The 4433-nt window shown below is 67.1% G+C and carries 4 protein-coding genes; 3 read left to right on the top strand and 1 reads right to left on the bottom strand.

Annotated features, from left to right (window positions below; genetic code table 11):
* The 3 genes from modB to GJV64_RS11845 form a co-directional block, all read left to right on the top strand.
* Window positions 1–543, top strand: a 543-nt coding sequence (gene modB / locus GJV64_RS11835; protein WP_164157417.1) for a molybdate ABC transporter permease subunit, incomplete at its 5' end; no start/stop codon positions are given.
* Window positions 536–1228 (top strand): ATP-binding cassette domain-containing protein, encoded by a 693-nt coding sequence (locus tag GJV64_RS11840; protein ID WP_235927726.1) that lies wholly within the window; start codon window positions 536–538, stop codon window positions 1226–1228. The genes modB and GJV64_RS11840, both read left to right, overlap by 8 nt.
* Before the next feature lie 187 nt (window positions 1229–1415).
* Entirely contained in the window at window positions 1416–4064 is a 2649-nt protein-coding gene (locus tag GJV64_RS11845) for a TonB-dependent receptor plug domain-containing protein (protein ID WP_235927727.1), read from the top strand.
* A 55-nt stretch (window positions 4065–4119) separates the two neighbouring features.
* Here GJV64_RS11845 and GJV64_RS11850 read toward each other — a convergent pair.
* Window positions 4120–4433: YqaA family protein (locus GJV64_RS11850; protein ID WP_164157418.1), on the bottom strand; the 314-nt coding region annotated here is incomplete at its 5' end.

Below are 4433 nucleotides of genomic sequence, written 5' to 3' on the forward strand. Positions count from 1 at the left end.
CTGCTGGAGGCGTTGCTGCTGCTGCCGCTGTTGCTGCCGCCGACCGTGGTGGGGCTGGCGCTGCTTGTCGGCCTGGGGCCGGAAAGCCCGCTCGGCCGCGCCATCGAGGCGCTCACCGGCGCGCGGCTGGTGTTCAGCTTTGCCGGCATCCTTGTCGCCTCGGTGCTGGTCAACCTGCCGCTGGCGGTGCAGCCGGCGCAGCGCGCCTTCGAAGCCGTGGGCGACGACATGCGTGCTGCGGCGGCCAGTTGCGGTCTCTCGCCGCTGGCCGCCTTCCGACGCGTGGAACTGCCGCTGGCCTGGCCGGGGCTGGCCACAGGGGCCGTGCTGGCCTTTGCCCACACGCTGGGCGAATTCGGCGTGGTGCTGATGGTGGGCGGCGCCATTCCAGGCGAGACGGCCACTTTGAGCCTGGCCATCTATGACCGGGTGCAGGCGTTCGACATGGCCGGTGCGTCCCGGCTGGCGGCGCTGCTCACCCTCACCAGCCTGCTTGCCATCAGCCTGCTGTTCCTGCTCGGGCGCGGGGCGCGGCGTGGCTGAGGGGTTGATGGTGGACCTGTCGGCGGCCGCACCGTTGCCGATTGTCGCACGGCTGGCGGTGCCGGCGGGGCAGACGCTGGCGCTGGTCGGGCCATCGGGGGCCGGCAAGTCCAGCCTGTTGAAGGCCATTGCCGGGCTGCTGTCGGCCAGCGGCATTGTGCAGGTGGACGGGGAGCGCTGGCAGGACGGCGCCTCGGGCCTGCCGGCCTGGCGCCGCCGGGTGGGGCTGGTGCTGCAGGGCGGCGGCCTGTTCCCGCATCTTGATGCGCTGGCCAACGTGATGATCGCGCAAGCACATCCCGACCGGCAAGCAGCGCTGGCGCTGCTGGCCGCCATGCAGCTGGAAGGGCCGGTGGTGCAGCGCCGACCGGCAGGGTTGTCGGGCGGCGAACAGATGAGAGTGGCTCTGGCCCGCGCCCTGGCTCGCGATCCGGCGGTGCTGCTGCTCGATGAGCCCTTCGCTGCCGTGGATCGCCCGGTGCGCCGCGCCCTGATCGCAGCCGTCGCCCGGCTGCGGCAGGCCAGCGCGGCGCCGATGATCATCGTCACCCACGATCTGGATGAAGCCGCCGGCATCGCCGATCTCTGCGCCTTCATGGCCGATGGGCAGGTGGTCGAAAGCGGGCCGGCGGCGGTCATGCTCGCCGATTCCGGCAGCCGGCTCAATCGCTGGCTGGCCGACTGAGCCACCGCCGGGTATCAAGTGTTAACGGAATTTTACCAACTGATGTGCGGCTGCAACAACCGCCGGGATAATGGCCCGCCGGCGCACATGTCATTCACAATGTGATTGTGACAACTTGATATCTTACTAATGTTCGCTGCAGCGGCCGCGGGGAGCGGCGCTATTGATGATCGCAGGGGATCTAGAGATGCAGAATCCGATGATGTCGCGCGTGGCGCGCCTGTTGCTGGCCGGTTCGGCGCTGCCGATGCTGGCGGCCATGCCAGCTGCCGCCCAGAACACGCAGGCTGCTGCCGAAGACGGCAATGAACAGGTGATCGTCGTCGTCGGCACCCGCCGCACCGACCGTTCGATCCTCGACACCGCTTCGCCGGTTGATGTCGTCGGCGCTGCCGAAATCGCCACCCAGCCTGCCTCCAACGTGCTGGACATCGTCAAGGCGCTGGTGCCGTCCTTCTATGTCGGCCAGAACGCCATTTCCGATGCCTCCACCTTCGTGCGCGCGCCCAGCTTGCGCGGCCTGTCGGCCGATGAAGTGCTGGTGCAGCTGAACGGCAAGCGCCTCAACCGCTCGGCGCTGGTGCAGGTGTTCACTGGCGGTGACACGGCGCTGTCGTTCGGCAGCCAGGGCGCCGACATCTCGACCATTCCCAGCCTGGCCATCGGCAGCCTGCAGATCCTGCGTGATGGCGCCACCGCCCAATATGGTTCCGACGCCATCGCCGGCGTGATGAACTATGGCCTGCGCGAAGATGCTGGCCTGGAAGTCGTCGGTCGTTATGGCCAGTTCTACCGTGGTGACGGCGAAAGCTGGCAGATCGCCGCCAATGCCGGCGTCAAGCTGGGCGACCGTGGCTTCATCAACTTGACCGGCGAATATACCGATGATCGCGGCACCGTGCGCAACGCCACCCGCCCGATTGCGTTGATCTTTGCCCAGCAGAACCCGAACCTCGCCAACCAGCTGCCGAACTTCCCCGGTCCGGCGCAGATCTATGGCAACTCGCCCGGCTATGCCACGCGCTTCCTGCTCAACAGCGCCTATGAGCTCACCCCGGAAGCCAAGATCTACTTCATCGCCAACTATTCGCGTCTGAAGGCGGACCAGAGCTTCAACTATCGCTCCCCGATCAGCGCCACAAACGTGCCGATCGTCGGCGGCACCACCAATCTCAACGCCAACGCCGCCTTCGCGACGCCGATCTATCTGACGCCCTGCCCGGCCAACGCCGCGTCGCTGGGCTGCCCGGCCGGCGGCTTCCTGCAGAACGGCGCCACCTACAACTTCACCAGCCTCTATCCCGCCGGCTTCACGCCGCGCTTCCAGGGCCGCACCGAGCAATATTTCGGCGTGCTGGGCGTCAAGGGCAAGCTGGACAACGGCTTCACCTATGACCTGTCGGGCACCATCGCCCGCAACTCGCTGAACCTGTCGATGACCCAGTCGCTCAGCCCGTCGTTCGGCCCGCAGAGCCAGACCAGCTTTCAGTTCGGCAAGCTGATCCAGGAAGAACAGAACCTCAACGCCGATTTCACCCTGCCGGTCGAAGCCGGGCTGGCCAGCCCGATCACCTTCTCCTTCGGCGGTGAATTCCGGCGCGAGACCTACACGCAGACCGAAGGCGACCTGCAGTCCTATGCCGCTGGCCCGTTTGCCGTGCAGCCGCTCTATGAGCCCGACGGTGAGGGTGGTTTCATGCCGGCGGTTGATGGAGAGGGCAACCAGATCGTGATCACCAAGCCGCCCGGCGCATCCGGTTACGGCGGCACCAGCCCGACCTTTGCCGGCTCCCGCAGCCAGCAGAGCTATGCCATCTATGCCGGTGCCGAAACCGACGTCACCGAAACCCTGAGCCTCGGCGCCATGGGCCGCTTCGAGAAGTACAACACCTTCGGCAGCGCCTTTGTCGCCAAGGGCAACTTCCGTTGGGAAGTGGTGCCCAGCTTCGCCATCCGCGGCACCGCCGGCACCGGTTTCCACGCGCCGTCGCCGGGCCAGAACAACACCGCCATCCTCACCACCACCTTCGTGGGCGGGGACCAGGTGCAGGTCGGCACCTATCCGGTGACCAGCGCCATTGCCCAATATTATGGCGCCCAGTCGCTGCGGCCGGAACGCTCCACCAACTTCGGTGCCGGCTTCGTGTTCACGCCCAACGATGCCATCAGCCTGACGGTCGATGCCTACAGCATCAAGGTGCGCAACCGCATCGGCATCAGCCAGAACTTCACGGTGTCGGCGGCTGACCTGATCGCCGAGCCGGCGCTGGCGGCCGTGGGCGTTGATGGCGCGGTGAACTATTTCACCAATGCCTTCGACACCCGCACCCGCGGTGTCGACGTGGTTGGCACCTGGCGCGGCGGCCTCGCTGGCGGCAATGCCACGCTGACCTTTGCCTACAACTACAACAAGTCGACCGTGCCGAGGTTCGATCCGAACGTCATCGGTGCGGCGCAGATCATCAACATCGGCAACCTCGCCCCCAACCACCGCGCCAACCTGACCGGCACGTGGAGCGGCGGCGGCTTCGCTGTCACAGTCCGCGAGGCCTATTATGGCTCGTGGCGGGAAGAGGTGGGCTATCCGGGCCAGGTGTTCGGCGACAAGTTCACCACCGACATCGACGTGAGCTACACGATCCAGGAACATTACACCCTGTCGGTGGGCGCCTCGAACCTGTTCAACGTCTATCCGGACCGGGTGGCCAATTCGCCGGCCAACCCGATCTTCACCTCCACCAACAGCCTGGCCGACGGCCAGATCTATCCCAACGCCGGTGGCCCGTTCGGCTTCAACGGCGGCCTGTGGTATGCCCGCATCCGCGTGAAATACTGATCGCGTCGGACACGTCGAACCGGGGAAGGGGGGCCATGCGCCCCCCTTTCTTCGTTCAGCGGAGCAGCACCGCTGCCAGCACGGCATAGCGCCCGCCCTTGGCCAGCGTGACCAGCGCCAGGAACAGCGGCAGGCGGGTGCGCGCGGCGCCGGCCAGCACGGTGAAGCCATCGCCGATGATCGGCACCCAGCTCAAGAGCAGCGTGGCCACGCCCCAGCGGTTGAACAGGCCGGCGCTGCGCTCCCAGCCGGCCGCCGACAGCGGGAACCAGCGGCGGTGGCGGAAGCGCTCGGCACCGGCGCCCAGCCCATAGTTCAGCACGGCGCCCGCCACGTTGCCGATGGTGGCGACCAGCACCAGCAGCCAGG

It is taken from the genome of Sandarakinorhabdus rubra, from assembly GCF_010994245.1.
GTDB classification, from domain to species: Bacteria; Pseudomonadota; Alphaproteobacteria; order Sphingomonadales; family Sphingomonadaceae; genus Sandarakinorhabdus; species Sandarakinorhabdus rubra.